Genomic DNA, 24,429 nt, shown 5'->3' with positions numbered 1-24,429 from the left:
GGTCCGCACGCCCGGCCGCCAGTGCCGCGGTCCCACGGCCAGCACCCCGCACCGCCGGTGTACGTCTCACCGTGGACGCCGCCGCGAGACGAACCGTCGCGCGCGGCCGGATTCGGCGCGCCGCCGCCGCGTCCGAAGGCGCCAGGGAAGCGACGCCCGCTGCTGATCGCCGGCGGCATCGTCGCTGTGCTGATCCTTATCGGCGCGGGCATCTTCGGCTTGACCCGCCTCGGCGGCTCGGACCCGGCGCCCTCGCCGCCGCCCACCGCATCCGACGACACCTCGACGACCACCACCACCCGCACGTCCACCACGGAGCCGTCGGCGCCGTCGAACGCCCGGGCGTTCACCATCGCCGACTACATCCGGGAGAACCGGATCGACGAGACGAACATCCAGCGCACCACGCCGGGCGCCCCGGTGATCACCATGCCGATCCCGCCCGGCTGGTCCGACGCGGGTCCCCGCAGGCCGGCATGGGCGTACTCGGCGATCATCCGCGAGACACCGGGCAATCCGGAGCCGCCGACGGTCACGCTGCTGGTGTCCAAGCTCGAGGGCGATGTCGACGCGCAGCGACTGCTCGAGTACGCGCCCAACGAGCTGAAGAACCTGCCGGGCTACGAGTCCGGCGGCGGCCGCAAGGGACAGCTCGACGGACTGGACTCGGTCCATGTGCGCGGCACGTTCCTGCGCGACGGGCTGCGGCGCGACATCGCGCAGACCACGGCCCTGGTGCCGTCGCCGAACGGCCTCTTCGTGCTGCAGATCAATGCCGACGTCGCCGAACCGCAGCGGCAGGTGCTCGACGAGGTGATGGGCGCCATCGACACCCAGACCAAGATCAGCCGCTAACCACGCCGCGCTCAGTGCGCGAAGTGCCGGGACCCGGTCAGGTACAGCGTGACGCCCGCCTTCGCGGCGGCCTCGGTGACGACGTCGTCGCGCACGGACCCGCCCGGATGCACCACGGCCGTCACCCCGCCCTCGGCCAGCGTCTCCAGCCCGTCGGGGAACGGGAAGAACGCATCGGAGGCGGCCACCGCGCCGCGCACCCGATCGCCGCCGCGCTGCACGGCGAGCTTCGCTGCATCGACCCGGTTGACCTGGCCCATGCCGACACCGACGGTGGCCCCGTCGGATGCGACCACGATCGCGTTGGACTTGACCGCGCGGCAGGCCCGCCAGGCGAACACCAGGTCGGTCAGCGTGTCCGGGCCCGCGGGTTCCCCGGTGGCCAGCGTCCAGTTCGCCGGATCGTCGCCTGCAGCGTCGAGCGCGTCGCGCTGCTGCACCAGCAGTCCCCCGCTGATCTGGCGGAACTCGTTGCCGCCGGGCTGCGGTTCGGACGCGACGAGGATGCGGATGTTCTTCTTGCGCTGTAGGATCTCGACCGCGCCGGGCTCGTAGGCCGGCGCGATGATCACCTCGGTGAAGATGTCGGCGACGGTCTCGGCCATCTCGACGCTCACCGTGGTGTTCGTCGCGATCACGCCGCCGAACGCCGACAGCGGGTCACACTCGTGGGCCTTGCGGTGGGCGTCGGCGACCGACGTCGACGAGATCGCGATGCCGCAGGGGTTGGCGTGCTTGATGATCGCCACGCAGATCTGCTCGTGGTCGAACGCCGCACGCCACGCCGCGTCGGCGTCGGTGTAGTTGTTGTAGGACATCTCCTTGCCGTGCAACTGCTCGGCCTGCGCGAGCCCCGGCCACGCCGTTGCGTCGCGGTACAGCGCCGCCTGCTGATGCGGGTTCTCGCCGTAGCGCAGCACCGCGGTGCGCTGCCACGTGCCGCCCACCCAGGCCGGCAGCCGCTGTGCGGGCTCCTCGGGCGCCAGCGTCGATCCCATCCACGACGCCACCGCGACGTCGTACTCCGCGGTATGCCGGAAAGCCAACGAGGCCAGGATTTTCCGCTCGGCGAGCGTGAATCCGCCTGCACGCACCGCGGCCAGCACACCGTCGTAGCCGAGCGGGTCGACGGCGACCGCCACGCTGGGATGGTTCTTCGCGGCGGCGCGCACCATCGACGGGCCGCCGATGTCGATCTGCTCGACGCACTCGTCCATCGACGCGCCAGAGTCGACGGTCTCGCTGAACGGGTAGAGGTTCACCACCACCAGGTCGAACGCCTCGATGCCGAGCTTCTCCAGGGCCGAGACGTGTTCGGGTTTGCGGGTGTCGGCCAGCAGTCCGGCGTGCACGTGCGGATGCAGGGTCTTGACCCGGCCGTCGAGCACCTCCGGGAATCCGGTGACGTCCTCCACCGGAGTCACCGGAACCCCGTTGTCGGCAATGGTTCTGGCGGTCGACCCGGTGGAGACGATGGCCACGCCCGCCTCGTGCAGGCCCCGCGCGAGCTCGCCGAGCCCGCTCTTGTCGTAGACACTGATCAGCGCGCGCCGAATCGGCTTGCGTCCCTCGGTCATCCTATGGTCGCCTTTCGTCCGCTCCAGGTCACGCCGCGAGTCGCCAACGCGGCCAACACATCCACCAGCAGCCGTCGCTCGACTGTCTTGATCCGTTCGTGCAGCGTGGCCTCGTCGTCGCCGTCGAGCACCGCGACGGGCTCCTGGGCGAGGATCGGCCCGGTGTCCATTCCGGCGTCGACGAGGTGCACCGTGCAGCCGGTGACCCGGACACCGTAGGCCAGCGACTCGGGTACAGCGTGCGCGCCAGGGAACGCGGGCAGCAGCGCCGGGTGCGTGTTGACCACGCGGCCGGGGAACCGGCCGAGGAACTGCGCGCCCAGGATCTTCATGAATCCGGCCGACACCACCAGGTCGGGCTGGTGCGCGGCGGTGGCGTCGGTGATCGCGGCGTCCCAGGCGTCCCGGTCGGGGTGGTCGCCGAGACGCACGGTGTACGACGGCACCCCGGCCTCGTCCGCGATGTCGAGCGCCGCGCACGCGCGGTCGGTGCCGACGGCGACCACGCGGGCGGGGTAGTCGCCCGACGCGGCGTCGAGGAGCGAGGCGAGCAGCGACCCGGTGCCGGAGGCCAGTACGACCAGCCGCGCAGGTGCACTCGGGGGCACACGTAGCGGTTGCTGCACCCGCAGCAGCCTAGTCGGCGGGTCTGCGGGACGGATCGCGGGACGCATCCTCGTCGCCGGTCAGGTCGTCGTCGGTGATGAAGTGGTCTTCCGGGTCGACGGGTTCTCCGGGTTCCGCGGCGGCGGGCTCATCGCCCACCGGCTCACCGGGCTCGGGCGGCGGCTCGGGTTCGGGCTCGGTTTCGGGCTCGGGTTCGGCATCGGTGTGGAGTTCCGGGCCGGGCACCGGCTCGGCGTCCGCTTCCGTCTCGGGCGCGGGTTCATCCACCGCGGCCGCCTCGTCCGCAGGCGTGGGCTTCGGAAGCTTCGCCGGTCTCGGGCGGCGCGCGATGCCTCCGGCCATCGACACCGTCAGTCCGCCGATACCGACGAACCACAGGAACACCGCGGGGCCGAAGGTGACCTGGTCGACGCCGACGTCGCCGAAGTTGCCGAGCCGTCCCCCGCCGGCGTGGCCGAGCAGCGCCATTGTCACCGCCGCCGCGAACGAGGCGACCACCAGCTTCGCCGCCGCGGAGGCCAGCGGCACCGGCCTGCGCGCGCACTGCTGGCCGACGGCGACCGCCGCTGCCGCCGCGACGATGAGCAACGCCACCCACACCGGTCCCAGCGGCGGCGTCGGCACCGCAGCGAGCACGGGGAGCGCGGGCACGTCACCCCCGAGCACCGTGAACGAACTGAAGGTCGCCAGCCCGATGTGGGCGCTGGACCCGACGGCCACCGCCGATGCGCCGACGAAGACGTTCGGTGCGTAGAGCACCGACAGCACTGTGAGGCTGAACTGGCCGAACGCTGAGTCGGTGATGGCGTACAGGTCGTGCATCGTCGCCCAGTGCACCACCAGGGATCCGGCGGTCACCACACCCGACAGGCCGACCAGCGTCAGCACCCCGGCTGTCGCGGCGCGGAACGCGTCGGGCAACCAGTTGGGCAGCGGCGAGCCGTGCACCGTGCGGCGACCCACCTGCGACGCCACCCCGAGCGCCGCCCCGATCGCATGCACCGCCAGCACCGCGCCGAACGCCGGCAGTGCGTGCGGGGTCTGCAGGTCGGTGAGCACCGAGGAGGCGTCGTGCACGACCGCCAGGGCGATCGCGGCGATCAGCAGCGGCCCACCCAGCGCCGAGGCGACGACCCACCGGATGACGAACCAGGACGCGCGCTGCGTCATCGCGGCGGCGGTGGTACGCATCGCGCCATAGGTCATCAGCAGCACCGGCAGCAGCGGCATCACACCCAGTTCGCTGCCGCCGATCGACACCGGGACACCGTGCACCCCCAGCCACATGCTGGCGATGGCGCCGAACGTGCCGGTCATGTCGCTGTTGGCGATGACCAGCTGGATCAGCGTCACCGCCGCGATGACGACGAGCGCCACCACCGACGGCCCGAACGCGACCCGAAGCAGGTCCCGCGCCTGGCGGGTCGCGACTGGCCGGTTGTCCACTAGCGGGGCAGCTCCTCGCGCAGGCTGACGTGCGCGTACTTCACGCACGCGCGGCTCAGCTTACGACGGCGCGGGGCCGGACTGCTGCGATGACGGCGATTGCTGCTGACCCGGATTCTGCGAGGTCGGCTGCTGGGGCTGGCCGTAGGTCGGGAAGCCGGTGGGCGGGGTCGGCGGGCCGCTCTGCGAACCGCCCTGGGGGCCGCCGGCCTGGAAGCCGCCGGTGGTGGGCTGACCGGGGTAGCCACCGCCGTACTGCGTGGGGTACCCGCCCGGTCGCTGCTGGGGCAGTTGCTGCTGACCGGGGTGCTGCTGGGGGCCGCCGTAGTAGCCGCCCGGCGCGCCGTACTGGCCGAACTGCTGCTGCTGGTCGTACTTCGGCTTGGGAGCAGGCGGGGTGACGATGCCCGAATCGAACAGCAGTGCGGCGATCGCGGCGCCGGTCTGCAGCAGCGCGAAGATCAGGATCAGCCACAACGCCCAGCCGTAGTCCACGTTGTCCGGCTTCTGGAACATGTTGGTGAGGATCAGCAGGAACCCGAGCACCGAGACGACCGCGACCAGGGCGGTGTAGTTGCGCTGCTTGGGCAGCGTGGCGACGGCGGCGAAGAGGCCGGCCAGCAGCAGCGCGGCCACCGCCAGCGTCATGCCCTCGGTGGTGCCGGACTCCCCGCCGATGCCGGGGATGTTCTCGTACTCGGTGGGCACGTTGGCCTCGAAGACGGGCGCGAACGCATTGAGCAGGAAGCTCAGCAGTCCGAGCACCGCCGCGGCGAGCAGCAGGTAGGACGGCAGCTTGTTCGGCCCTGCCGCGGTGTCACCTGCGGCGTCGGGCACCTTGCCGAACTGCTGCGTCGGCGCGCTGAACTGGGTGGTCGGCTGCTGGGACGGCGGGTATCCGGGGCTACCGGGTGGGTACGACATGGCCTCTCCTGTGCTGGTCGGGCGTCGGGAAGATGTGCACGACGGAGACGCGGTGGTCTCCGGCCGGCACGGACAACCGTGAGCGATTCGTTCCCCACGCTAGCGCACCGACCTGCGAGTGCGGCCAACGACGGGTGGGAAGCCGCGGCCGTTGTGCGCTCAGGCCGACACCAGCACCGGCGCGTCCGCCGAATCCCTTTCGCTGTCCTCGATTTCCCGGACCAGCGGCAGCACCCGGGCGCCGAAGTACTCGATCTCCTCCTGGAAGTGCAGGAACCCGCCGAGGATCAGATCGACCCCGCGTTTGCGGTATGCCGCAATGCGTTCCGCGATCTGCTCGGGCGTGCCGATCAGCCCGGTGCGGAAACCGTCGTTGTACTGGACGAGGTCCTCGAAGCTCGAGTCGGCCCACATGCCCTTCTTGTCGCCGGTCGAGTTCCCGGCCTGTTGCACGGCGCCGCGGAAGCCCTCGACCGCGGGGCGGTTGGCCTTGTCGACGATCTCCCTCAGGACTTCTTTCGCCTCTTTTTCCGAGTCCCTGGCGATGATGAATCCGTTCAGCCCGAAGCGCACCTCGCGGTTCGCCTCACGGGCGTGGCCGCGCACCTCGACGAGCTGCTCGGTGACGCCGTCGAAGTCCTTGCCATTGGAGAAGTACCAGTCCGAGTAGCGGCCGCCGTTGCGACGGGCGGCCGTGGAGTTGCCGCCCTGGAAGATCTCCGGATTGGGCCGCTCGGCGGTGTTGACCGGTTTCGGCTTCAGCGTGAAGTCGTGGATGCGGTAGAAGTCGCCGCGGAAGTCCACGTCGTCCTCGGTCCAGATCTTGCGCAGGACCTGCAGGAACTCAGCGCTGCGCCGGTAGCGCTCGTCGTGTTCGAGCCACGGTTCGCCGAGGTGGGTGAACTCGTCCTTGAACCAGCCCGACACCACGTTGACCGCGAACCGGCCGTTGCTCAGGTGGTCGGCGGTGGCGCCGAGTTTGGCGAGCACCGCGGGCTGCCACAGGCCCGGGTGCACGGCGGCGATCACCTTCAGCCGCTCGGTGGCCAGCAGCAGCGCGAGGCTGAAGCTGGTGGACTCGTGCTGGTACTCGGCGCCGTAGCTGGCCTCGTAGCGGACCTGGCTCAGCGCGTACTCGAAGCCGTTGTTCTCCGCGGTCTGCGCGAGCTTCTTGTTGTACTCGTAGTTCCAGTCGGTGCGCTGCTCGATGGTGCTCGTCACCAGGCCGCCGCTGACGTTGGGCACCCAGTAGGCGAACTTGACGTGGTCGGCGATCCGTTCGGTCGTCATGGTCAGTCATCCCAGCAGCGGGAGCGACGGCCGTCGCGGGTATCGCTCTGGCTGAAGTTATGTGGCCGGCCTCGTGTGATCGACGATCGGCGTCGCGGCGATCCCGTTGAAGCGTGACGCGGTCACCGCGGTGTAGGCGCCCATCATCGGGCTGACCAGGATGTCGCCGACCGCCAGCGGCGGCATCGGGTAGTCGCGGGCGACGACGTCGACGCTGTCGCAGGTGGGGCCTGCCAGCGTGACGACGTCGTCGGCCGCGACGCCCTCGAGTTCGCTCAGCGCCAGGATCGGCGGGTGGACGTCCTCGGTCATCACGTTGGAGTAGCTGCCGTAGACGCCGTCGTCGAGGTAGTGCCACTGCCGGCCGCCGCGTTGGGCGCTGCCGACGACGCTGGTGAGCAGGGTCATCGAGTCGGCGGCGAGGAAGCGGCCCGGCTCGGCCAGCAGGGTGAACTCGCCGCGGCGGGCGCCGAGCACCTCGTCGACGATCCCGGCGACGGCGGAGAGGGTGGGCATCGGCTCGCGGTAGCTGACCGGGAAGCCGCCGCCGATGTCGATCACCCGGGTGGGCACGGCCAGCGTGTCGGCGATGTGGCCGACGAGGTCGAGGGTGCCGCGCAGCGCGGTGCGGTACGGCTCGGCCGTCGACCCCTGGCTGCCGACGTGGAAGCTGAATCCGGCGAACTGGACGCCGGCCGCGAGGACGTGCTTGACCAGCAGTTCGGCCTCGTCGGGTTCGACGCCGAACTTCGTCGACAGGTCGGACTTGGCCGACGGGTTACGGAACGCCAGCCGCACCAGCACCTCGATGTCGTCCGGGCGGCCGGTGAACTTCTGCGCCTCGACGGGGTTGTCGACCACGAAGGTGCGGATTCCGGCGGCGTAGGCGTGGTCGATGTCGGTCGGCTTCTTGACCGGGTGGGTGTGGATGCAGCGCGACACACTCAGCCCGAGCGACCGCAGCAGGTCGATTTCGCCATTCGTGGCGACGTCGAAGCTTCCCCCGCACGCGGCGACGGCCGCGAGCACCGATGGGTGCGGCGCGGCCTTGACGGCGTAGTGCAGGCCGAAGCCGGGCAGATGGGCCGCGAGTTCGCGGTAGCGGGCGGTGACGCGGCCGGCGTCGAGCAGCAGCAGCGGGGTGCCGTGCCGTGCGGCCAGTGCCCGGTAGCGGGCGGCCCCGGTACCCGAGCTTCCGCGCAGTTCCTCACGTAGCAGCGATCGACGTGACCGGACCGTCGCATCCATCCGTTATCTCCTCTGTGGTGGGGCGGCGGACCAGCAGTGTGCTGAACCGCTCGTAGCTGAAGATCGCGAAGACGTAGAAGGCGAGGTCGGCGGCGAGGCTGCCGAGAACCCAGCCCAGCGCGGTACTGCCGACGAGGAACGGGCCGGCGAACAGCGCGGCAGGCCGGATGACGATGCTGTCGATCGCCTCGGCGGGCCCGAACTCCACGGCGATGCTGCGGACGGCGAGTCCGTTGGCGAGGAGCATCCGCAGCACGGTGTTGCGGCCCGCGAGCGATCGGTGGGCCCAGCGCACGCCGTTGACGTAGGCGGTGGCGTAGTAGCCGGCCGACGAGCCGATGGTGCCCGCCACGACCGCGGCGGCGTAGGAGCCGGTGAGCTGATAGGTCGCCAAAGCGCTGCCGACTTCGGCCGTCCATCCCGCGAGTTCGTTCGGCAGGTAACGCCGAACCCATTCCATGACCTTGCCGCGGGCTCGGCGCCGAATCCCCATGGCGGAGACGTTCGTCGGCCCCGCGGCCGGCGTCATGCGTAGTGCACTACGCCTCTGCGCCCGCGACGGCCTTGCCCTTGGGACTAGAACACGTTCTAATTCACGGCATGGACTACGGGCTCGTTCTCTTCACCAGCGACCGGGGCATCGCGCCCGCGGCGGCCGCCAAGCTCGCCGACGACCACGGTTTCCGCACGTTCTACGTGCCCGAGCACACGCACATCCCGATCAAGCGGGAGGCCGCACACCCGACGACGGGCGACGAGTCGCTGCCCGACGACCGCTACATGCGGACGCTCGACCCGTGGGTGTCGCTGGGCACGGCGTGCGCGGTGACGTCGCGGGTGCGGTTGTCGACGGCGGTGGCCCTGCCGGTCGAACACGACCCGATCACCCTGGCCAAGTCGATCGCGACGCTCGATCACCTGTCCGGCGGGCGGGTCTCGCTGGGCGTCGGATTCGGCTGGAACACCGACGAACTCGCCGACCACAACGTTCCGCCCGGCCGCCGGCGCACGATGCTGCGTGAGTATCTCGAGGCGATGCGGGCGCTGTGGACCGAGGAGGAAGCCTCCTACGACGGCGAATTCGTCAAGTTCGGGCCGTCGTGGGCATGGCCGAAGCCGGTGCAGTCGCACATCCCGATCCTGGTGGGCGCCGCAGGCACCGAGAAGAACTTCAAGTGGATCGCCCGCAGCGCCGACGGCTGGATCACCACGCCGCGCGAATTCGACATCGACGAGCCGGTGAAACTGCTGCAGGACACCTGGGCGGCGGCGGGTCGCGACGGCGCGCCGCAGATCGTCGCGCTGGACTTCAAACCGGACCCCGACAAGCTGGCGCACTGGCGCGAGATCGGCGTCACCGAGGTGCTGTTCGGACTGCCGGACAAGTCCGACGCCGAGGTCGCGGGATACGTCGAGCGGCTGGCCGGGAAGCTCGCGGCACTGGTGTAGCTCGCAGCCGAACGTGAGCTTGTGTTCGAAGATCTCCTCGAATCTCGCGCACAAGCTCACGTTCGCGCGTGACGGGGCCCCTAGGCCAGCGTCGCGAGGTTCGTCGTGCCGTCGTTCGTCACGGCGATCGCCGCCCCCAGCGGGTCGCCTTCGGTCATGAGCGCCACCAGGTCCGCGTCGGTGGTGAGCGCCATGAAGCGACTGCCGTCGGCGTCGAGCCTGCCGATGATCACGCCCGTGGTGTCCGGCCAGTCATAGCGCACGGAGTACGTCTCGATGGTGCCGCGGCCGTCGGCGTTGCGGGTGACCGCGACCTTCGGCAGCGCGGCGATGTCGGCCTGCAACTCCCTGCTGCGATCCGCCGCCCAATCGGCGGGCTCGGTGGAGTACACGCCGACCGAGTACTTGCTCATCACACCGCCGTTAGCGCCGACCAGTCCGAAACTGCCCGGCTTGTCCCGCATCTCGGCGACAGTCTCGGCGATGCCGTGCAGCGAGTAACTGTTGCCGGGCCCGCCGAAGTAGGGCAGCCCGCCGGTGAGCGTCAATCCCCGTGGATCGTCCGGCGCGAGTCCGAACGCGTCACAGACGGCGAACACCGGGAACGGGAAGCAGCTGTAGAGGTCGAACGTCGCCACGTCGTCGATGCCGATGCCCGCAACCCGGAGCGCTTCCGCGACAGCCTGTTCCGCGGAGACGCTCACGCTGACGTCGGGGCGGTCCAAGAGGTCCTGCTCGGTCTGGTCGGCGTGACCACGCAGGTACACCCACTTCTCCTGCGGCACCCCGAGCCGGCGTGCCGCGGCCACCGACATCACCAGCGCCGCCGCGCCCTGGTTCACGGTGTCGCGAGCGACCAGCAGCCGGGGATACGGGTCGCAGATCATCCGGTTCTCGTCGGTGACGGTGACGATCTCATCGACCGACCGTTCCACCGGGGACGATGAGAACGGGTTCTTGGCAGCGACTTTCGAGAACGGCGAGAACAATTCGGCCATCTCGCGGCGGTAGTCGGCGACGCCGAGCCCCAGCCGGGCGCGACGCGCGTTGTCGAGCAGCCCGTACTGCACGGGTGCGCCCGTCAGTCCGTGCCCCGCGGTGTATTCGCTCATGTACTGCTCGAAGCCGTAGCCACGGTCTTCGAGTTGTCCGCCGACGTGTTCGGTGAAGTCCGGCTTGTCGTCTCGGGCGGAGTAGTACTTCGCCGTCGACCCAGGCTCGGAGCCGACGATCAACGCCACCTCGATGTCGCCCGCGGCGATCGCCCCGGCGAACTCCGTCATCACCTTCTGCGGCCCGTTGCCGCCGATGGGCTCGAGCACCGCTCGCGCGGGGTCGGCGCCGATGCGTTGGGCGACCGAGCGCAGATAGTTGTCCGAGGCGCCCAGCGGCGGGTCGGCGAACGGCGTGCAGATCTCGAACTGGCGCAGCCCGACGAACACCTCGATGGCCTCGGCCACGTCATCGGCCGAGGCGCCCGTGTCGGCCAGCGCCGCCCGCACCGCGGCGGTGGCGAGGTCGACAGCCGACAGTCCGCGGTAGTCCGGGTCGTCGATCCGTTCGGTGAACTGGCCGACGCCGACGATGACGGGCGTGCGGGGATCAACCGGCATCACGGACCTCCTGAGAAGTGTTACTTCGTCAGGCTAACCGAAAACTGGAACGTGTTCCAATCCGCCGCCTGCCAAAAGCGAGACTGCGGCCAGATCGCGAAACCCGGAGGATTCGCGATCTGACCGCAGTCTCGACGTGCTGTCTAGAGGCTTTCGAGCAGCTCGCGAGCCAGCGTGGCCGTCTCCGACGGCGTCTTGCCGACCTTCACGCCCGCGGCCTCCAGCGCCTCCTGCTTGGCGGCGGCGGTGCCCGACGAACCTGACACGATGGCGCCGGCGTGGCCCATGGTCTTGCCCTCCGGCGCGGTGAAACCCGCGACGTAGCCGACGACCGGCTTCGAGACGTTTTCCTTGATGTAGTCGGCGGCCCGCTCCTCGGCGTCGCCGCCGATCTCGCCGATCATCACGATGACCTTCGTCTCGGGGTCCTTCTCGAACGCCTCGATGGCGTCGATGTGGGTGGTGCCGATGACGGGGTCGCCGCCGATGCCGATCGCGGTCGAGAAGCCGAGATCGCGCAGCTCGTACATCATCTGGTAGGTCAGCGTGCCGGACTTCGACACCAGGCCGATGGGGCCCTTGCCGGTGATGTTGTTCGGCGTGATGCCGACCAGCGACTCGCCGGGGGTGATGATGCCGGGACAGTTCGGCCCGATGATGCGGGTCTTCTCGCCCTTCTCGACGTTATAGGCCCACGCATACGCGCTGTCCTGCACCGGGATTCCCTCGGTGATCACGACGAGCAGCGGGATCTCGGCGTCGATGGCCTCGATGATCGCGTCCTTCGAGAACGAGGGCGGCACGAAGGCGATCGACACGTCGGCGCCGGTCTCCTTCATCGCCTCGGCGACACTGCCGAACACCGGCAGCTCGACCTCGTTGCCGTCCTTGTCTTCGTGCTTGACAGTGGTGCCCGCCTTGCGCGCGTTCACCCCGCCGACGATCTGCGTGCCGGCCTTGAGCATCAGCTTGGTGTGCTTCGTGCCTTCACCGCCGGTGATGCCCTGGACGATGACCTTGCTGTCTTTGTTCAGGAAGATTGACATCCGTTGCTTTCCTTACTTGTTCGCCAGCTCGGCGGCCTTGTCGGCGCCCTCGTCCATGGTGTCGGCCTGGATGACCAGCGGGTGATTCGCCTCGGCCAGGATGCGCCGGCCCTCTTCGACGTTGTTGCCGTCCAGCCGGACGACCAGCGGCTTGTTGGCCTCGTCGCCGAGGATCTTCAGCGCGTTGACGATGCCGTTGGCCACGGCGTCGCAGGCGGTGATGCCGCCGAACACGTTGACGAACACGCTCTTGACCTGGCTGTCGTTCAGGATGACGTCGAGGCCGTTGGCCATCACCTCGGCCGAGGCGCCGCCGCCGATGTCCAGGAAGTTGGCGGGCTTCACGCCGCCGTGCTTCTCACCGGCGTAGGCGACGACGTCCAGCGTGGACATCACCAGGCCCGCGCCGTTGCCGATGATGCCGACGGCACCGTCGAGCTTGACGTAGTTGAGGTCGTTCTCCTTGGCCTTGAGCTCGAGGGGATCGGTGGCGTCCTTGTCCTCGAACTCTTCGTGGTCCTCGTGCCGGAAGTCGGCGTTGGCGTCGAGGGTGACCTTGCCGTCGAGGGCCAGGATCTGGTCGTCGGGCGTGCGCACCAGCGGGTTCACCTCGACCAGGGTGGCGTCCTCCTTGACGAACACCTCCCACAGCTTGGCGATGGTCACCGCGGCGGCGTCGAGCACCTCAGCGGGCAGGTGGCCCTGCTCGGCGATCGAGCGGGCGACGGCCTCGTCGACACCCTTGGTCGCGTCGACGGGGACGCGAGCCAGCCGGTCGGGCTTGGTGGCGGCGACCTCTTCGATCTCCATGCCGCCCTCGACCGAACACATCGCCAGGTAGGTGCGGTTGGAGCGGTCGAGCAGGAACGAGATGTAGTACTCCTCGGCGATGTCGCTGGCCTCGGCGACGAGCAGCTTCTTCACCACGTGGCCCTTGATGTCCAGGCCCAGGATGTTCTGCGCGTGGGTGAAGGCCTCGTCGGCGTTGGCGGCGTACTTCACGCCACCGGCCTTGCCGCGGCCGCCGACCTTGACCTGTGCCTTGACCATCACGGGCTTGCCGATTTCCTCGGCGATGGCCTTGGCGTCCTCGGCGGTATCCGTCACCCGTCCGGGCGTGGTGGGCACGTTGTGCTTGGCGAACAGCTCTTTCGCCTGGTATTCGAAGAGATCCATGGGCTCACTGTCTGTCTTGGGTTGACGTCGAGGGTTGCGCCTGACCGGCTCGGGGGAACCTTATCGACACCGCAGTGACGCGTCGGCACCGCCTACCTCTCATGTGGCAGATCTCACCGGCGGCCGTCAGTGATACAGGTCACAAAACCTGCTGGAATAGTCCCACAGGTTGCCACCAACATTGGAATTTGGTTAACGTGCCTCTGGTCTTCGATAACGTTCAGGTCACGGATAGAAGGACTATTCAGGTTGGCGCAGCACCGTTCGTCCCCTACTCCGCAAGGAGCCTCGACGAACGCTCGGCAATGGCGGTCCAATCCGTACTTCGAGCATCAGACCGAGATCACCGACATCATCCCGTTCAACGAGTTCGGCGGTCTCGGCGACCTCGAGTTCCGCGACCACACCGCGTTCGACCGGGAATCGCAGGTCATCCACGCTCCTGAGCTCGACGATCTGCACGACTGCAACGAGACGCCGCTCCGGCTGGCCGTTCCTTCAGAGTTCCGTGCCGACGTGGCAACCGATTCCCGCACCGCCCACTCGCGGCGCGCCCGGCAGTCGACCCACGCCTACCGCGACAGTCACACCGACGTCAGCGACGGATCGGCCGCCACCGACATCATCGACATGGCGGGCAGGCGCGGCCTTCACCGCAAAGAGTCCGCAGGCGCTGTCAAGAGCCGGCTGATGATCGCCGCCATGGCCGCCGGTGCGACCGCCGCGGGCGCCTACTCGATGAGTAACGCCACCGAGCCGGTCCCCGGCGACACCGTGCTGGCCGCCGGCGAGACGGCCGTGAACGGCGCCTCGGTCACCGGTTCGGTCGACGGCATGCAGATCGTCACGGTCGCCTCGAACGCCGAGGCGTCGGTGCACGCCGAGGAGATCACCAAGGCCGCCGCCTTCGCCCAGGAGCGCGCGGAGCGCGAGGCGCGTCAGATGCGCCCGCTGTTCGTGATGCCCACCCGCGGCGTGTGGACGTCGGGCTTCGGCTACCGGTGGGGTGTGCTGCACGGCGGCATCGACATCGCAGGTCCGATCGGCACCCCGATCCTGGCCGCCTCTGACGGCGTCGTGGTCGACGTCGGCCCTACCGCCGGATACGGCGCCTGGGTCAAGCTGCGCCACTCCGACGGCACCGTCACCCTCTACGGCCACCTCAACACGTGGAGCGTCTCCATGGGCGAGCGCGTGATGGCCGGCGACCAGATCGCCACCATGGGAAACCGCGGTAACTCGACCGGTCCCCACCTGCACTTCGAGGTGCTCCTCAACGGCTCGAACCGGATCGATCCGGTCGGCTGGCTGGCGAAGCGGGGAGTCAGCACCGGCAGCTATGTTGGCTGAGTGAGCGACGGAGTCTTCCCGAGCGGCCCTTCCTCAGACCAGACGCGCATCATCCGGCGTCAGCCCGACAGCGCGACCCCGTCGACACCTGTTCCCGTTCAGGACGAGTCGCAGACCGGCATCATCCGCCGCCACCCCACCGGCGAACTGCCCGCGATGCCCGAAGGCGAACCGCAGACCAGTTACATCGAACCCGCATCGCTGCAGGAGACCGGTTACATCCCGCGTCCCAGGCCGACGGCCATCCCGAAGCAGGCGGGCGACGCCGACCCGCGAACGGCCGTGGCCGCCGCGGTGGTCAGCATCGTCAGCGGCTGGGCCACCGCGGTCATCGCGACCGATCTGATCACCGGGTGGTGGCGCACCGACCGGCTGTTCTGCGTGGCCGTCGGGTTCCTCAGCGCGATCACCGCCGCGGCGATCATCGGCGGGCTCGTTCTGTTGCTGCTGCGCCGCCGGATGGGTCGGCTGCTGATCGTGGTCGGCTCGGTGATCAGCCTGCTCATCTTCGCCAGCCTGTTCGTCGCGGGTGCCAAGCTGCCGCCCGTCGTCTATGCCATCCCGGTGCTGCCGTTGGCCGGCATCGCGCTGACGATGCTGCCGTCGACGGCCAGGTGGAGCCGGTCCTCTCCTGCCGACCACGCTGCGCCCACGGCGTAGAAGTGCGAGAGGCACGCGCCGTGCACGCGGAGTCGACGGTGAAATCGCCGCGCTGACCGGGTGTCTGCCGTTGTTATGTTGATCCGGTGAACCCGTGGCAACACCAGCAGCCTTACGTTGCCCCGCCGGGATACCCGCCGTTCGCTCCCCCGGTTGACCCGCGGCCGAGCGGCGCGACTGCCATCACCGCCGGCATCCTCGGCTTCGTCAGCGGTGCCCTGCCACTCATCGGGATGCTGCTGGCGGTCGCCGGTGTCGGCCTGCTCACGGTGCTGTTCGGGGGCTCGGAGGCCAAGGGCGAAGCGGTGGCATTCATGAGCCTGCTGGCGCTCGGTGTGCTCGTCCCGCTGGTCGGCTCGGTGGCGCTGATGATCGCATCGGCGGTGCTGCTGATGCGGGTCGGAGCGGCGCGGTACGTGGTCGCCGTGGTGTGCGCGGCGCTGGTGGCGTACAGCGTCGTCGAACTGGCGACCGGACCGTCGGCGCCGCGGATCGACACGTCCGACGCCACGTGGTCGGTGCTGCACGTCGTGACGGCCGTGCTGGCGCTGCTGCCGTCGACCGGGCGCTGGTGTGCCGCGCGCAGACGGCGCTGACTAGAGCTTGCTGACCGGCGCGTGGTTGTGCATCAGCTTCACCCGGCCGGCGCTGCCGAAGTCGATCAGCGACATCGCCGACTCCCCGACGCCCGAGACCTCCTCGACGCGGCCCAGGCCGTACTTGTCGTGGGTGACCCGGTCGCCGGGCTCCAGGACGAGCGGAGGGCGCTTGGCCGCCGACGAGCGCGCAGGCGCCGGACGCGGAGTGCCGAACCGGCCGGCACCGCTGACGGGAGCCGAGTACGACGGCGTCGGGTCGGTACGCCGCCAGTCGATGAGCTCCTGCGGGATCTCGCGCAGGAACCGCGACTCTGGGTTGAGCATCGGCTGACCCCAGGACGACCGCACCTTGGCCCGGCTGACGTACAGCCGTTGGCGTGCGCGGGTGATGCCGACGTAGGCCAGCCGACGTTCCTCGGACAGCTCCGTCGGATCGCCGAGCGCCCGCATGTGCGGGAACATCCCGTCCTCCCAGCCGGTGACGAACACGACCGGGAACTCGAGGCCTTTCGCGGTGTGCAGCGTCATCATGGTCACCACGCCTGCGCCGTGCTCGGGCAGTTCGTCGGCGTCGGCCACCAGTGACACCCGCTCGAGGAACTTCGCGAGGACGCCGGTGTCGGGGATGTCCTCGTCGACGGGCTCGTCGTCGGCCAGCGCCTCGGCGTTCGCCAGGTCGATGCTGAATTCGTGTGCGACGCTGACGAGTTCGTTGAGGTTGTCGAGACGGGCGAGGTCCTGCGGATCGCTGGACGCCTCCAGTTCGGCACGGTAACCGGTGCGGTCGAGAACAGCTTCGACCACGTCGCCGAGCTCGTCGTCGAGGCGTCCGCGCAGTTCGTCGAGCATCGTGACGAAGCCGGAGATGCACTTCTCCGCCCTGGTGTTCAGCATCGGCACCCGGCCCTCCGCGGCGGCCTGCAGGGCGTCGTTGAAGCTCGAGCCGGTGTTCTCGGCGTAGACGGCGACGCACGCCTCGGCCCGGTCGCCGATGCCCCGGCGCGGGGTGTTCAGGATGCGCCGCATGCTCACAGAGTCCCCGGGATTGTCGAGCACCCGCAGGTAGGCGACGATGTCCCGGATCTCCCTGCGCTCGTAGAACCGGACGCCGCCAACCACCTTGTAGGGGATGCCGGCGCGGATGAACACCTCTTCGAGCGCACGTGAGGAGTTGTTGGTGCGGTAGAACACCGCGACATCGTTGTAGGTGATGTCGCCGCGGTCGGCAAGGGCGTCGATCTCCTGCGCGACGAAGCGGGCCTCGTCGTGCTCGTTGTCGGCGACGTAGCCGACGATCAGTTCGCCTGCACCCTCGTCGGTCCAGAGCCGCTTCTCCCGACGGCCGGTGTTCCGGGCGATGACGGAGTTCGCGGCGTTGAGGATGTTCTGCGTCGAGCGGTAGTTCTGTTCCAGCAGAATGGTCGTCGCGTTCGGGTAGTCGCGCTCGAAGTCCTCGATGTTGCGGATGGTGGCGCCGCGGAAGGCGTAGATCGACTGGTCGGCGTCACCCACCACGCACAGCTCGGCCGGCGGCACGCCTGTGGTGTCGTCGTCCGGGCCGGCCCGGCCCACCAGCTCGCGCACCAGCACGTACTGGGCATGGTTGGTGTCCTGGTACTCGTCGACGAGGATGTGCCGGAACCGTCGCCGGTAGTACTGGGCGATCTGCGGGAAGCGTTGCAGCACAGCGACCGTCTCGCCGATCAGGTCGTCGAAGTCCAGGGCGTTGGCGCCCCGCAGCCGCCGCTGGTACTCGGCGTAGACCTCGGAGATGATGCGCGGCAGGTCCTCGTCGGCGTTGGAGGCGTCGTAGGCCGCCTGCTCCGGGTCGATGAGCTCGTTCTTCAGGTTGGAGATGCCGTTGGCCAGCAAACGCGGCGAGTACCGCTTGGTGTCCAGCCCCATGTCCTTGCCGATCATCAGCAGCAGCCGCCGCGAGTCGTCGGAGTCGTAGATCGAGAAGTTGGAGTTCAGTCCCGGCAGCAGCGACGCCTGGTTGCGCAGGATCCGCACGCAGGTGGAGTGGAACGTCGACACCCACATCGCGCGGGCCCGCGGGCCCACCAGCCCGACCACGCGTTCGCGCATCTCGGCGGCGGCCTTGTTGGTGAACGTGATCGCCAGCACCTGACCCACACCGACCTCGCGGGCGGCCAGCAGATAGGCGATCCGGCGGGTGAGCACCGCCGTCTTCCCCGACCCGGCGCCGGCGACGATCAGCAGCGGCGAACCCTCGTGCAGCACCGCCTGGCGCTGCTGCGGATTGAGCCCGTCGAGCAACTGGTCGGTTTCCGAGGTGTGGGAGGTGACAGTCATACTGCTCCAAACCTACCGCCGCACGGTGACACCTTTGCGCCGATGTGGCAGTTGGTGGCACACTGATTCGCGTGCTCAGCAAGCGGCGATTTTTCGACGGGTACCGGCCAGCGGTGCCCGTGGTCTAGCTGCTTCTACACAGAGCCCCGCGGTCCGCTTCCGGATCCGGGGCTCGTTTGCTGTGTGAGACCTGGTTCCGGATGACACCATCAAACACACACAACGAGGAGTCACCGATGTCAGTCGAATCCGAAACCACGCACGACATCGACGCGCTGCGTCTGGAGATCGACGAGCTCGACGCCACGATCCTGCAGGCCGTCGCGCGCCGCACCGAGGTGTCCAAGCTCATCGGCAAGGCCCGGATGGCCTCCGGTGGCACCCGCCTGGTGCACAGTCGCGAGATGAAAGTGCTCGAGCGCTACAGCCGGCTGGGCCCGGAGGGCAAGGACCTCGCCATGCTGCTGCTGCGGATGGGCCGCGGCCGCCTCGGTCACTGATTGCCAAGTTCCGCCGGAACTGCATTCCCGGTTGGCAAGTCGCGCGCTTGATGACCGGGAATGCAGTTCCGCGCAACGGTGGCGCTCAGCGGCGACGGGTCACGGGCCGCGCAGTGCGTCGGTCAGCCACGGCGTCAACCACTCCACCGCTTCTGGCGTGGGATGCACGCCGTCGCTGCGCAACCGGATGCCGTCGACGCGTGTGGTGTAGTAGCCGCGCGGGGACAGCTTCTTGTTGAAGTCCAGCACCGACACCTTCGGGCGGTCGCCCACCACCTCGCGCAGCAGGTCGTTCCACTCGTCGGCGCGGTCGGGGTCGTCCTCCGGGTAGAGGCTGCCGTCGGCCTGTTCGGCGCGCCGGTTGTAGGGCGCCGTCGTCACCAGCACCTCCGCCCCGGTCGAGCCGAGGGTGTCGAGCGCCCGCTGCAACTCGCCGCGCAGGTAGGCGTCGTAACCCGACTCGCCGACGTGGGTCCAGTCCCCCTCGTTGACCCGGTCGACGACCTCCCACCGGCCGACCATCAGCAGCACCACGTCGGGGCGGTCGTGATTGATCCGCTGCGCCCACCGGGCCGGCCAGGTGTCGCACTCGGGCTTCTGATTGAGCGTCTCGCCGGTCATCCGGTACGGGCCGCCGCGGGCGATGCCGCAGCCGATGGTCGTGTAGTTGATGAAGCGCAGTCCCGGCGTCGACGGCAGGTAGCGCATCAACGTCCAGGCAACCGAGTCCCCGAACACCGCGACGGTGCGCGTTCCCGGCGGGTGCTGCGTGTCGTTCGTGCCGACGGCGACCGGGATCTCCGGCAGCACCGCCGCCGCCGACGCCACCTCGAGCGGAGGGCCCGCGTCCTCGGCGGGGTGGATGCCGATGGGGACGACGGAGACGGTCACCACCGCAGCCGTCGCCACTGTTGCCACCGCGAGCGGCAGCATCGGCACCGACGACGGCCGCCAGCGCCGGACCGGCTGCTCGATCAGCCACCACGACAGCGCGGCCACCAGCAGTGTGGCCGCGCACCGGGCCGCGAACAGCGGCCACCCCGACCACCCGGTGCGTTCGCCGTTGAGCACCATGAACACCGGCCAGTGCCAGAGGTAGACGCCGTAGGAGACAGCGCCCAGCCATACCAGCGGCGGCAACGCGAGCATGCGCGCCACGGGTCCGCGCTGGTCGAGCGCGACGGTCGCGACCACCAGCAGCGCGGCGGCGGCGACGGCGGTGAACAGCCCGGCCCGGTACTCGGCGGGGCTGCCGGTGGCGTAGTGAGAGAGCACCGCGACACCCGCCAGTCCCACCAGCGAGAGCACCCGCGCCAGCGCGCGTCCCCACCGCGAGCGGATCGGCGTGCCCATCGTGACGGTCGACCAGTCGCGCACCAGCAGCGCCGCGGCGGCCGCTCCGAGCAGCAGCGCCTGCACCCGGGTGTCGGTGCCGAAGTACACCCGGTTGGCCGTGGCGTCCGACGTCAGCAACACCGCCGCGGCGGCCGATGCCGCGGCGCCTGCGGTCGCGAGCCCGAACACCGTCCAGCGCACCGTCCGCAGGCTCGGCACCCGCCGCCGCACGCCGAGCACCCCGATGACGAGGAGCAGCAGCACCGGCCAGACGAGGTAGAACTGCTCCTCGACTCCGAGGGACCACATGTGCTGCAGCGGCGACGGCGGGCTGCCCTGCGCGAAGTAGTCGGTGTGTTGGGCGACGAACGCCCAGTTGGCGGCCCAGAAGAATGTCGCGACGGCGTCGTCGCGCAGTGCGGTCACCGCGTCGGGCGGGAACAGGTCGCGCACCAGGAGCACGGCGGCCACCACCACCAGCAGCGCGGGCAGCAGACGGCGAGCCCGGCGGATCCAGAAGTCGCGCAGCCCGATGCGGCCGGTGCGGCCGAGCTCGTCGAGCAGCAGCGAGGTGATCAGGAATCCGCTGAGGACGAAGAACACGTCGACACCGAGGAAGCCGCCGGGCACCCCCGGCAGTCCCCCGTGCTGGGCCAGCACCAGCGCCACCGCGACCGCACGCAGACCGTCGAGGGCGGGGATGTCACGACCCTTGGCCGGGCTGCGACGCGGGGGTTCGGCTGCGGGGGCGACCCATCGGCGTCGACCGCCGACGCGGACCGGCGCCGCAGTCATGCCATGCCCTCCCATGTCGAGCCCCGAGCATGGAAGTCTATGGGCCGCCGCGGCTCCGATCGTGAAGGCGCGGCGGCGCGTTCGCGACCGACTTGACTACAACGATCTACTTGGTCACAGCGCGATGTCCGCCCGCGCTAACGCGTTAGCGCAATGTACTTCGTGTCGAGGTACTCCTCGATGCCCTCGGTGCCGCCCTCGCGGCCGAAGCCGGATTCCTTGATGCCGCCGAACGGGGCCGCGGCGTCGGAGATCACTCCGCGGTTGACGCCGACCATGCCCGATTCGATGCCCTCGGCGACGCGCAGCGCCCGGTCCAGCGAGCGGGTGTAGACGTAGGCGGCCAGCCCGTATTCGGTGTCGTTGGCGGCGGCGATGCCCTCCTCCTCGGTGTCGAAGCCGGTGATGGGGGCGACCGGGCCGAACACCTCCTCCTTGAGGATGCGGGCGTCGGCGGGGACGTCGGCCAGCACCGTCGCCGGATAGAAGTTGCCGGGGCCGCCGGGGGCGACGCCGCCTACGGCGACCGTCGCGCCGCGCGACACCGCATCGGAGACCAGTTCGGTGACCTTCGACAGCTGCTTGGAGTTGATCAGCGGGCCGAGCGTCGCCGACTCGTCGAGGCCCTTGCCGAGGGTGAACTCGCTCATCCGCTTGACCAGCTTCTCGGTGAACTCCTCGCGCACCGAGTTGGCGACGTGGAAGCGGTTGGCGGCCGTGCACGCCTCGCCGCCGTTGCGCATCTTGGCCAAGATCGCGCCGTCGACCGCGGCGTCGATGTCGGCGTCGTCGAACACCACGAACGGTGCGTTGCCGCCGAGTTCCATCGACGTGCGCAGCAGCTTGTCGGCCGACTGCTTCACCAGCGACTTGCCGACGCCCGTCGACCCGGTGAACGTCAGCTTGCGCAGCCGGCCGTCGTCGATCAGCGCTTCGGTGACCGGGCCGGGGCTGCTCGTCGGCAGCACCGACAGCACGCCCTTGGGCAGCCCGGCCTCGTCCATCAGCTTGGCCAGGTAGAGCATCGTCAGCGGCGTCTCCTGCGCCGGCTTGACGATCATCGTGCAGCCGGCGGCGAACGCCGGACCCATCTTGCGGGTGCCCATCGCCAGCGGGAAGTTCCACGGGGTGATTGCGTAACACGGCCCGACGGCCTGCTTGGTGACGATGATGCGACCGGTGCCTGCCGGGCTCGGGGTGTAGCGGCCGCCGATGCGCACCGCCTCCTCGGCGAACCACCGGAAGAACTCGCCGCCGTAGGTCACCTCGCCCTTGCTCTCGGCGACCACCTTGCCCATCTCGAGCGTCATCAGCGCGGCGATGTCGTCGGCCTGCTCGGTGATCGCCTCGAACACCGACCGCAGGATCTCGCCGCGCTTGCGCGGCGCGGTCGCGGCCCACTCGGCCTGCACCGCGCACGCGGCGTCCAGGGCGGCGACGGCGTCCTCGGCTCCCGCGTCGGACACCGTGGCGATCACCTGGTCGTCGCTGGGATCCAGCACGTTGAACGTCGACGACGTCGTGCGCTCCTCACCGCCGATCCACAGCCCGGTGGGTACTGACTTCAGCAGCGCGGTGGTGTCCATACATCCATCATTTACACCTTTGATCCCGCGCCCGCACTAGGGTCGGAAACATGAGTGCCGACACCACCATTCCCGACATCTCCGCGACTCCCGCGTGGCAGGCGCTGCAGCGCCACCATGACGAGATCGGTGGCCTGCACCTGCGCGAGCTGTTCGCCGACGACCCGGCCCGCGGCACCGAACTGACGCTGAAGGTCGGCGATCTCTACATCGACTACAGCAAGCACCGCGTCACCCGCGAGACACTCGAGCTGCTGCTCGACCTGGCCCGCGCGGCCCGCCTGGAACAGCGCCGCGACGCGATGTACTCGGGGCTGCACATCAACACCTCCGAGGACCGGGCCGTGCTGCACACAGCGCTGCGGCTGCCCCGCGGTGTCGAGTTGGAGGTCGACGGGCAGAACATCGTCAAGGACGTCCACGACGTGCTCGACCGGATGGGCGATTTCACCGACCGGCTGCGCAGCGGGGAGTGGACGGGTGCCACCGGTGAGCGCATCACGACGGTGGTCAACATCGGCATCGGCGGGTCCGACCTCGGTCCGGTGATGGTGTACGACGCGCTGCGGCACTACGCCGACGCCGGGATCTCCGCACGCTTCGTGTCCAACGTGGACCCCGCCGACCTCGTCGCCAAGCTCGACGGACTCGACCCCGCCACAACGCTTTTCATCGTCGCGTCGAAGACGTTCTCGACGCTGGAGACGCTGACCAACGCGACCGCCGCGCGGCGCTGGCTCACCGACACCCTCGGCGACGCGGCGGTGTCCAAGCACTTCGTCGCGGTGTCGACCAACAAGAAGCTGGTCGACGACTTCGGCATCAACACCGACAACATGTTCGGATTCTGGGACTGGGTCGGTGGCCGGTACTCCGTCGACAGCGCGATCGGCCTGAGCGTGATGGCGGCGATCGGCAGGGAACGCTTCGCCGACTTCCTCGCCGGCTTCCACCTGATCGACGAGCACTTCAAGTACACGCCGCTGGAGTCCAACGCGCCGGTGCTGCTCGGCCTGATCGGGCTCTGGTACTCCGACTTCTTCGGCGCGCAGTCGCGGGCGGTGCTGCCCTACGCCAACGACCTGTCCAGGTTCGCGGCGTACCTGCAGCAGCTGACCATGGAGTCGAACGGCAAGTCGGTGCGGGCGGACGGAACACCCGTCACCACCGACACCGGGGAGATCTTCTGGGGTGAGCCGGGGACCAACGGCCAGCACGCGTTCTATCAACTGCTGCATCAGGGCACGCGTCTGGTGCCCGCCGATTTCATCGGCTTCAGCCAGCCCACCGACGATCTGCCCACCGCTGACGGCGACGGCAGCATGCACGACTTGTTGATGAGCAACTTCTTCGCCCAGACGCAGGTGCTGGCGTTCGGCAAGACCGCCGACGAGATCGCCGCGGAAGGCACCCCTGCTGACGTGGTGCCGCACAAGGTGATGCCCGGCAACCGGCCGACCACGTCGATCCTCGCGACCAAGCTGACCCCGTCGGTGGTGGGGCAGCTCATCGCGCTCTACGAGCACCAGGTGTTCACCGAGGGCGTGGTGTGGGGCATCGACTCGTTCGACCAGTGGGGCGTGGAACTGGGCAAGACCCAGGCCAAGGCGCTGCTGCCGGTGATCACCGCCGACGCGTCCCCCGAGGCGCTGTCCGACGGTTCCACCGACGCTCTCGTGCGGCGCTACCGGCAGGAGCGCGGTCGCTCGGCCTGAACGCAGTTCGGCGCGGAAACCCACCCTATGTGTGGGTTCCGCGCCGAATCGCTAGCTTGTGTCAGCCGGCCGGGATGGTGCCGCAGATGTTCGGGGCGACGCACCCGCTCACCCCGCCGGGGCCGGCCACGCCGGACGGCCCACCGGGAATCGCGACCTCAGCGCCGTCGGGGCCTGCCGCAGCGGCCGGACCACCCGGGACCACGGCTTCCGCGCCGCCCGGGCCTGCCGCAGCGGCCGGACCACCGGGAACCGCGGCAGCATTGGCGCCGTCCGGACCCGACCACCGGGAACCGCGGCAGCATTGGCGCCGTCCGGACCC

Annotated in this window: 20 protein-coding genes and 1 pseudogene; 7 read left to right on the top strand and 14 right to left on the bottom strand. The window is 69.4% G+C overall.

The features are described from left to right. Positions 1 to 855, top strand: an 855-nt coding sequence (locus H7I41_RS11360) for an LpqN/LpqT family lipoprotein (protein WP_264012686.1), incomplete at its 5' end; no start/stop codon positions are given. Positions 856 to 866: 11 nt separating this feature from the next. Here H7I41_RS11360 and purH read toward each other — a convergent pair. The 7 genes from purH to H7I41_RS11325 all read right to left on the bottom strand — a co-directional run bounded on the left by purH (position 867) and on the right by H7I41_RS11325 (position 8,496). Further along, positions 867 to 2,432, bottom strand: coding sequence for a bifunctional phosphoribosylaminoimidazolecarboxamide formyltransferase/IMP cyclohydrolase (gene purH / locus H7I41_RS11355; RefSeq protein WP_264012685.1), 1,566 nt, complete (start codon positions 2,430 to 2,432; stop codon positions 867 to 869). Continuing rightward, positions 2,429 to 3,058: a phosphoribosylglycinamide formyltransferase gene (purN, locus tag H7I41_RS11350; RefSeq protein WP_264012684.1), complete on the bottom strand. Its 630-nt coding sequence runs from the start codon at positions 3,056 to 3,058 to the stop codon at positions 2,429 to 2,431. The genes purH and purN overlap by 4 nt, the downstream gene beginning before the upstream one ends. 10 nt (positions 3,059 to 3,068) lie before the next feature. Continuing rightward, entirely contained in the window at positions 3,069 to 4,505 is a 1,437-nt protein-coding gene (locus H7I41_RS11345) for a cell division protein PerM (protein WP_264012683.1), read from the bottom strand. Between the two features lie 60 nt (positions 4,506 to 4,565). Next, entirely contained in the window at positions 4,566 to 5,429 is an 864-nt protein-coding gene (locus tag H7I41_RS11340) for a DUF5336 domain-containing protein (protein ID WP_264012682.1), read from the bottom strand. A 159-nt stretch (positions 5,430 to 5,588) separates the two neighbouring features. Beyond that, a complete protein-coding gene (gene sfnG, locus H7I41_RS11335) occupies positions 5,589 to 6,719 on the bottom strand; it encodes a dimethylsulfone monooxygenase SfnG (RefSeq protein WP_264012681.1) in 1,131 nt (376 codons plus the stop codon). A gap of 57 nt (positions 6,720 to 6,776) precedes the next feature. After that, positions 6,777 to 7,967, bottom strand: coding sequence for a type III PLP-dependent enzyme (locus H7I41_RS11330; RefSeq protein ID WP_264012680.1), 1,191 nt, complete (start codon positions 7,965 to 7,967; stop codon positions 6,777 to 6,779). Continuing rightward, entirely contained in the window at positions 7,927 to 8,496 is a 570-nt protein-coding gene (locus H7I41_RS11325) for a hypothetical protein (RefSeq protein ID WP_264012679.1), read from the bottom strand. Before H7I41_RS11325 ends, H7I41_RS11330 begins: the two co-directional genes overlap by 41 nt. Before the next feature lie 71 nt (positions 8,497 to 8,567). On the opposite strand from H7I41_RS11325, the gene H7I41_RS11320 reads away from it, so the two are divergent. Next, positions 8,568 to 9,416, top strand: coding sequence for an LLM class F420-dependent oxidoreductase (locus H7I41_RS11320; RefSeq protein ID WP_264012678.1), 849 nt, complete (start codon positions 8,568 to 8,570; stop codon positions 9,414 to 9,416). Between the two features lie 80 nt (positions 9,417 to 9,496). Here H7I41_RS11320 and H7I41_RS11315 read toward each other — a convergent pair whose 3' ends face one another. The 3 genes from H7I41_RS11315 to sucC form a co-directional block, all read right to left on the bottom strand. After that, the gene (locus tag H7I41_RS11315; protein ID WP_264012677.1) at positions 9,497 to 11,029 is read right to left on the bottom strand and encodes an acetyl-CoA acetyltransferase; all 1,533 of its coding nucleotides are present in this window, start codon (positions 11,027 to 11,029) and stop codon (positions 9,497 to 9,499) included. A 143-nt stretch (positions 11,030 to 11,172) separates the two neighbouring features. Then, complete coding sequence (sucD, locus tag H7I41_RS11310; RefSeq protein WP_264012676.1) at positions 11,173 to 12,075, bottom strand: succinate--CoA ligase subunit alpha; 903 nt, start codon at positions 12,073 to 12,075, stop codon at positions 11,173 to 11,175. 12 nt (positions 12,076 to 12,087) lie between these two features. Next, positions 12,088 to 13,251 (bottom strand): ADP-forming succinate--CoA ligase subunit beta, encoded by a 1,164-nt coding sequence (sucC, locus tag H7I41_RS11305; RefSeq protein WP_264012675.1) that lies wholly within the window; start codon positions 13,249 to 13,251, stop codon positions 12,088 to 12,090. A 249-nt stretch (positions 13,252 to 13,500) separates the two neighbouring features. Here sucC and H7I41_RS11300 point away from each other — a divergent pair, with 249 nt between their 5' ends. From H7I41_RS11300 to H7I41_RS11290, 3 genes are all read left to right on the top strand, one after another. Next, a complete protein-coding gene (locus H7I41_RS11300; protein WP_264012674.1) occupies positions 13,501 to 14,601 on the top strand; it encodes a M23 family metallopeptidase in 1,101 nt (366 codons plus the stop codon). After that, positions 14,602 to 15,261 (top strand): hypothetical protein, encoded by a 660-nt coding sequence (locus H7I41_RS11295; protein ID WP_372503729.1) that lies wholly within the window; start codon positions 14,602 to 14,604, stop codon positions 15,259 to 15,261. It abuts the gene before it with no gap. Positions 15,262 to 15,347: 86 nt separating this feature from the next. Further along, positions 15,348 to 15,857: a hypothetical protein gene (locus tag H7I41_RS11290; RefSeq protein WP_264012673.1), complete on the top strand. Its 510-nt coding sequence runs from the start codon at positions 15,348 to 15,350 to the stop codon at positions 15,855 to 15,857. Here the strand turns inward: H7I41_RS11290 and pcrA are convergent, their stop codons facing one another. Next, entirely contained in the window at positions 15,858 to 18,176 is a 2,319-nt protein-coding gene (pcrA, locus tag H7I41_RS11285) for a DNA helicase PcrA (RefSeq protein WP_264012672.1), read from the bottom strand. A 200-nt stretch (positions 18,177 to 18,376) separates the two neighbouring features. On the opposite strand from pcrA, the gene H7I41_RS11280 reads away from it, so the two are divergent. Next, the gene (locus tag H7I41_RS11280; protein WP_264012671.1) at positions 18,377 to 18,676 is read left to right on the top strand and encodes a chorismate mutase; all 300 of its coding nucleotides are present in this window, start codon (positions 18,377 to 18,379) and stop codon (positions 18,674 to 18,676) included. A gap of 99 nt (positions 18,677 to 18,775) precedes the next feature. On the opposite strand, the gene H7I41_RS11275 is transcribed toward H7I41_RS11280, so the two are convergent. Together H7I41_RS11275 and H7I41_RS11270 are read right to left on the bottom strand one after the other, a co-directional pair. Beyond that, a complete protein-coding gene (locus H7I41_RS11275; protein WP_264012670.1) occupies positions 18,776 to 20,806 on the bottom strand; it encodes an SGNH/GDSL hydrolase family protein in 2,031 nt (676 codons plus the stop codon). A gap of 137 nt (positions 20,807 to 20,943) precedes the next feature. Beyond that, the gene (locus tag H7I41_RS11270; protein ID WP_264012669.1) at positions 20,944 to 22,392 is read right to left on the bottom strand and encodes an NAD-dependent succinate-semialdehyde dehydrogenase; all 1,449 of its coding nucleotides are present in this window, start codon (positions 22,390 to 22,392) and stop codon (positions 20,944 to 20,946) included. 50 nt (positions 22,393 to 22,442) lie between these two features. Here H7I41_RS11270 and pgi point away from each other — a divergent pair, with 50 nt between their 5' ends. Continuing rightward, positions 22,443 to 24,107, top strand: a complete 1,665-nt coding sequence (pgi, locus tag H7I41_RS11265) for a glucose-6-phosphate isomerase (RefSeq protein ID WP_264012668.1) — start codon at positions 22,443 to 22,445, stop codon at positions 24,105 to 24,107. A 61-nt stretch (positions 24,108 to 24,168) separates the two neighbouring features. Here the strand turns inward: pgi and H7I41_RS11260 are convergent. Further along, a pseudogene (locus H7I41_RS11260) lies at positions 24,169 to 24,429 on the bottom strand (hypothetical protein); the annotation flags it as partial.

The organism is [Mycobacterium] manitobense (assembly GCF_025821665.1).
GTDB classification, from domain to species: domain Bacteria; phylum Actinomycetota; class Actinomycetes; order Mycobacteriales; family Mycobacteriaceae; genus Mycobacterium; species Mycobacterium arseniciresistens.
Note: the sequence above shows the minus strand (reverse complement) of the source record. Positions and strands in the feature narration are given on the sequence as shown.

Bases quoted from the DNA above. Each gene is read 5' to 3' on its own strand.
- purH (WP_264012685.1), bottom strand. From the start codon at position 2,432: ATGACCGAGGGACGCAAGCCGATTCGGCGCGCGCTGATCAGTGTCTAC.
- H7I41_RS11340 (WP_264012682.1), bottom strand. From the start codon at position 5,429: ATGTCGTACCCACCCGGTAGCCCCGGATACCCGCCGTCCCAGCAGCCG.
- sfnG (WP_264012681.1), bottom strand. From the start codon at position 6,719: ATGACGACCGAACGGATCGCCGACCACGTCAAGTTCGCCTACTGGGTG.
- H7I41_RS11330 (WP_264012680.1), bottom strand. From the start codon at position 7,967: ATGGATGCGACGGTCCGGTCACGTCGATCGCTGCTACGTGAGGAACTG.
- H7I41_RS11325 (WP_264012679.1), bottom strand. From the start codon at position 8,496: ATGACGCCGGCCGCGGGGCCGACGAACGTCTCCGCCATGGGGATTCGG.
- H7I41_RS11320 (WP_264012678.1), top strand. From the start codon at position 8,568: ATGGACTACGGGCTCGTTCTCTTCACCAGCGACCGGGGCATCGCGCCC.
- H7I41_RS11315 (WP_264012677.1), bottom strand. From the start codon at position 11,029: ATGCCGGTTGATCCCCGCACGCCCGTCATCGTCGGCGTCGGCCAGTTC.
- sucD (WP_264012676.1), bottom strand. From the start codon at position 12,075: ATGTCAATCTTCCTGAACAAAGACAGCAAGGTCATCGTCCAGGGCATC.
- sucC (WP_264012675.1), bottom strand. From the start codon at position 13,251: ATGGATCTCTTCGAATACCAGGCGAAAGAGCTGTTCGCCAAGCACAAC.
- pcrA (WP_264012672.1), bottom strand. From the start codon at position 18,176: ATGACTGTCACCTCCCACACCTCGGAAACCGACCAGTTGCTCGACGGG.
- H7I41_RS11280 (WP_264012671.1), top strand. From the start codon at position 18,377: ATGACACCATCAAACACACACAACGAGGAGTCACCGATGTCAGTCGAA.
- H7I41_RS11275 (WP_264012670.1), bottom strand. From the start codon at position 20,806: ATGACTGCGGCGCCGGTCCGCGTCGGCGGTCGACGCCGATGGGTCGCC.
- H7I41_RS11270 (WP_264012669.1), bottom strand. From the start codon at position 22,392: ATGGACACCACCGCGCTGCTGAAGTCAGTACCCACCGGGCTGTGGATC.
- pgi (WP_264012668.1), top strand. From the start codon at position 22,443: ATGAGTGCCGACACCACCATTCCCGACATCTCCGCGACTCCCGCGTGG.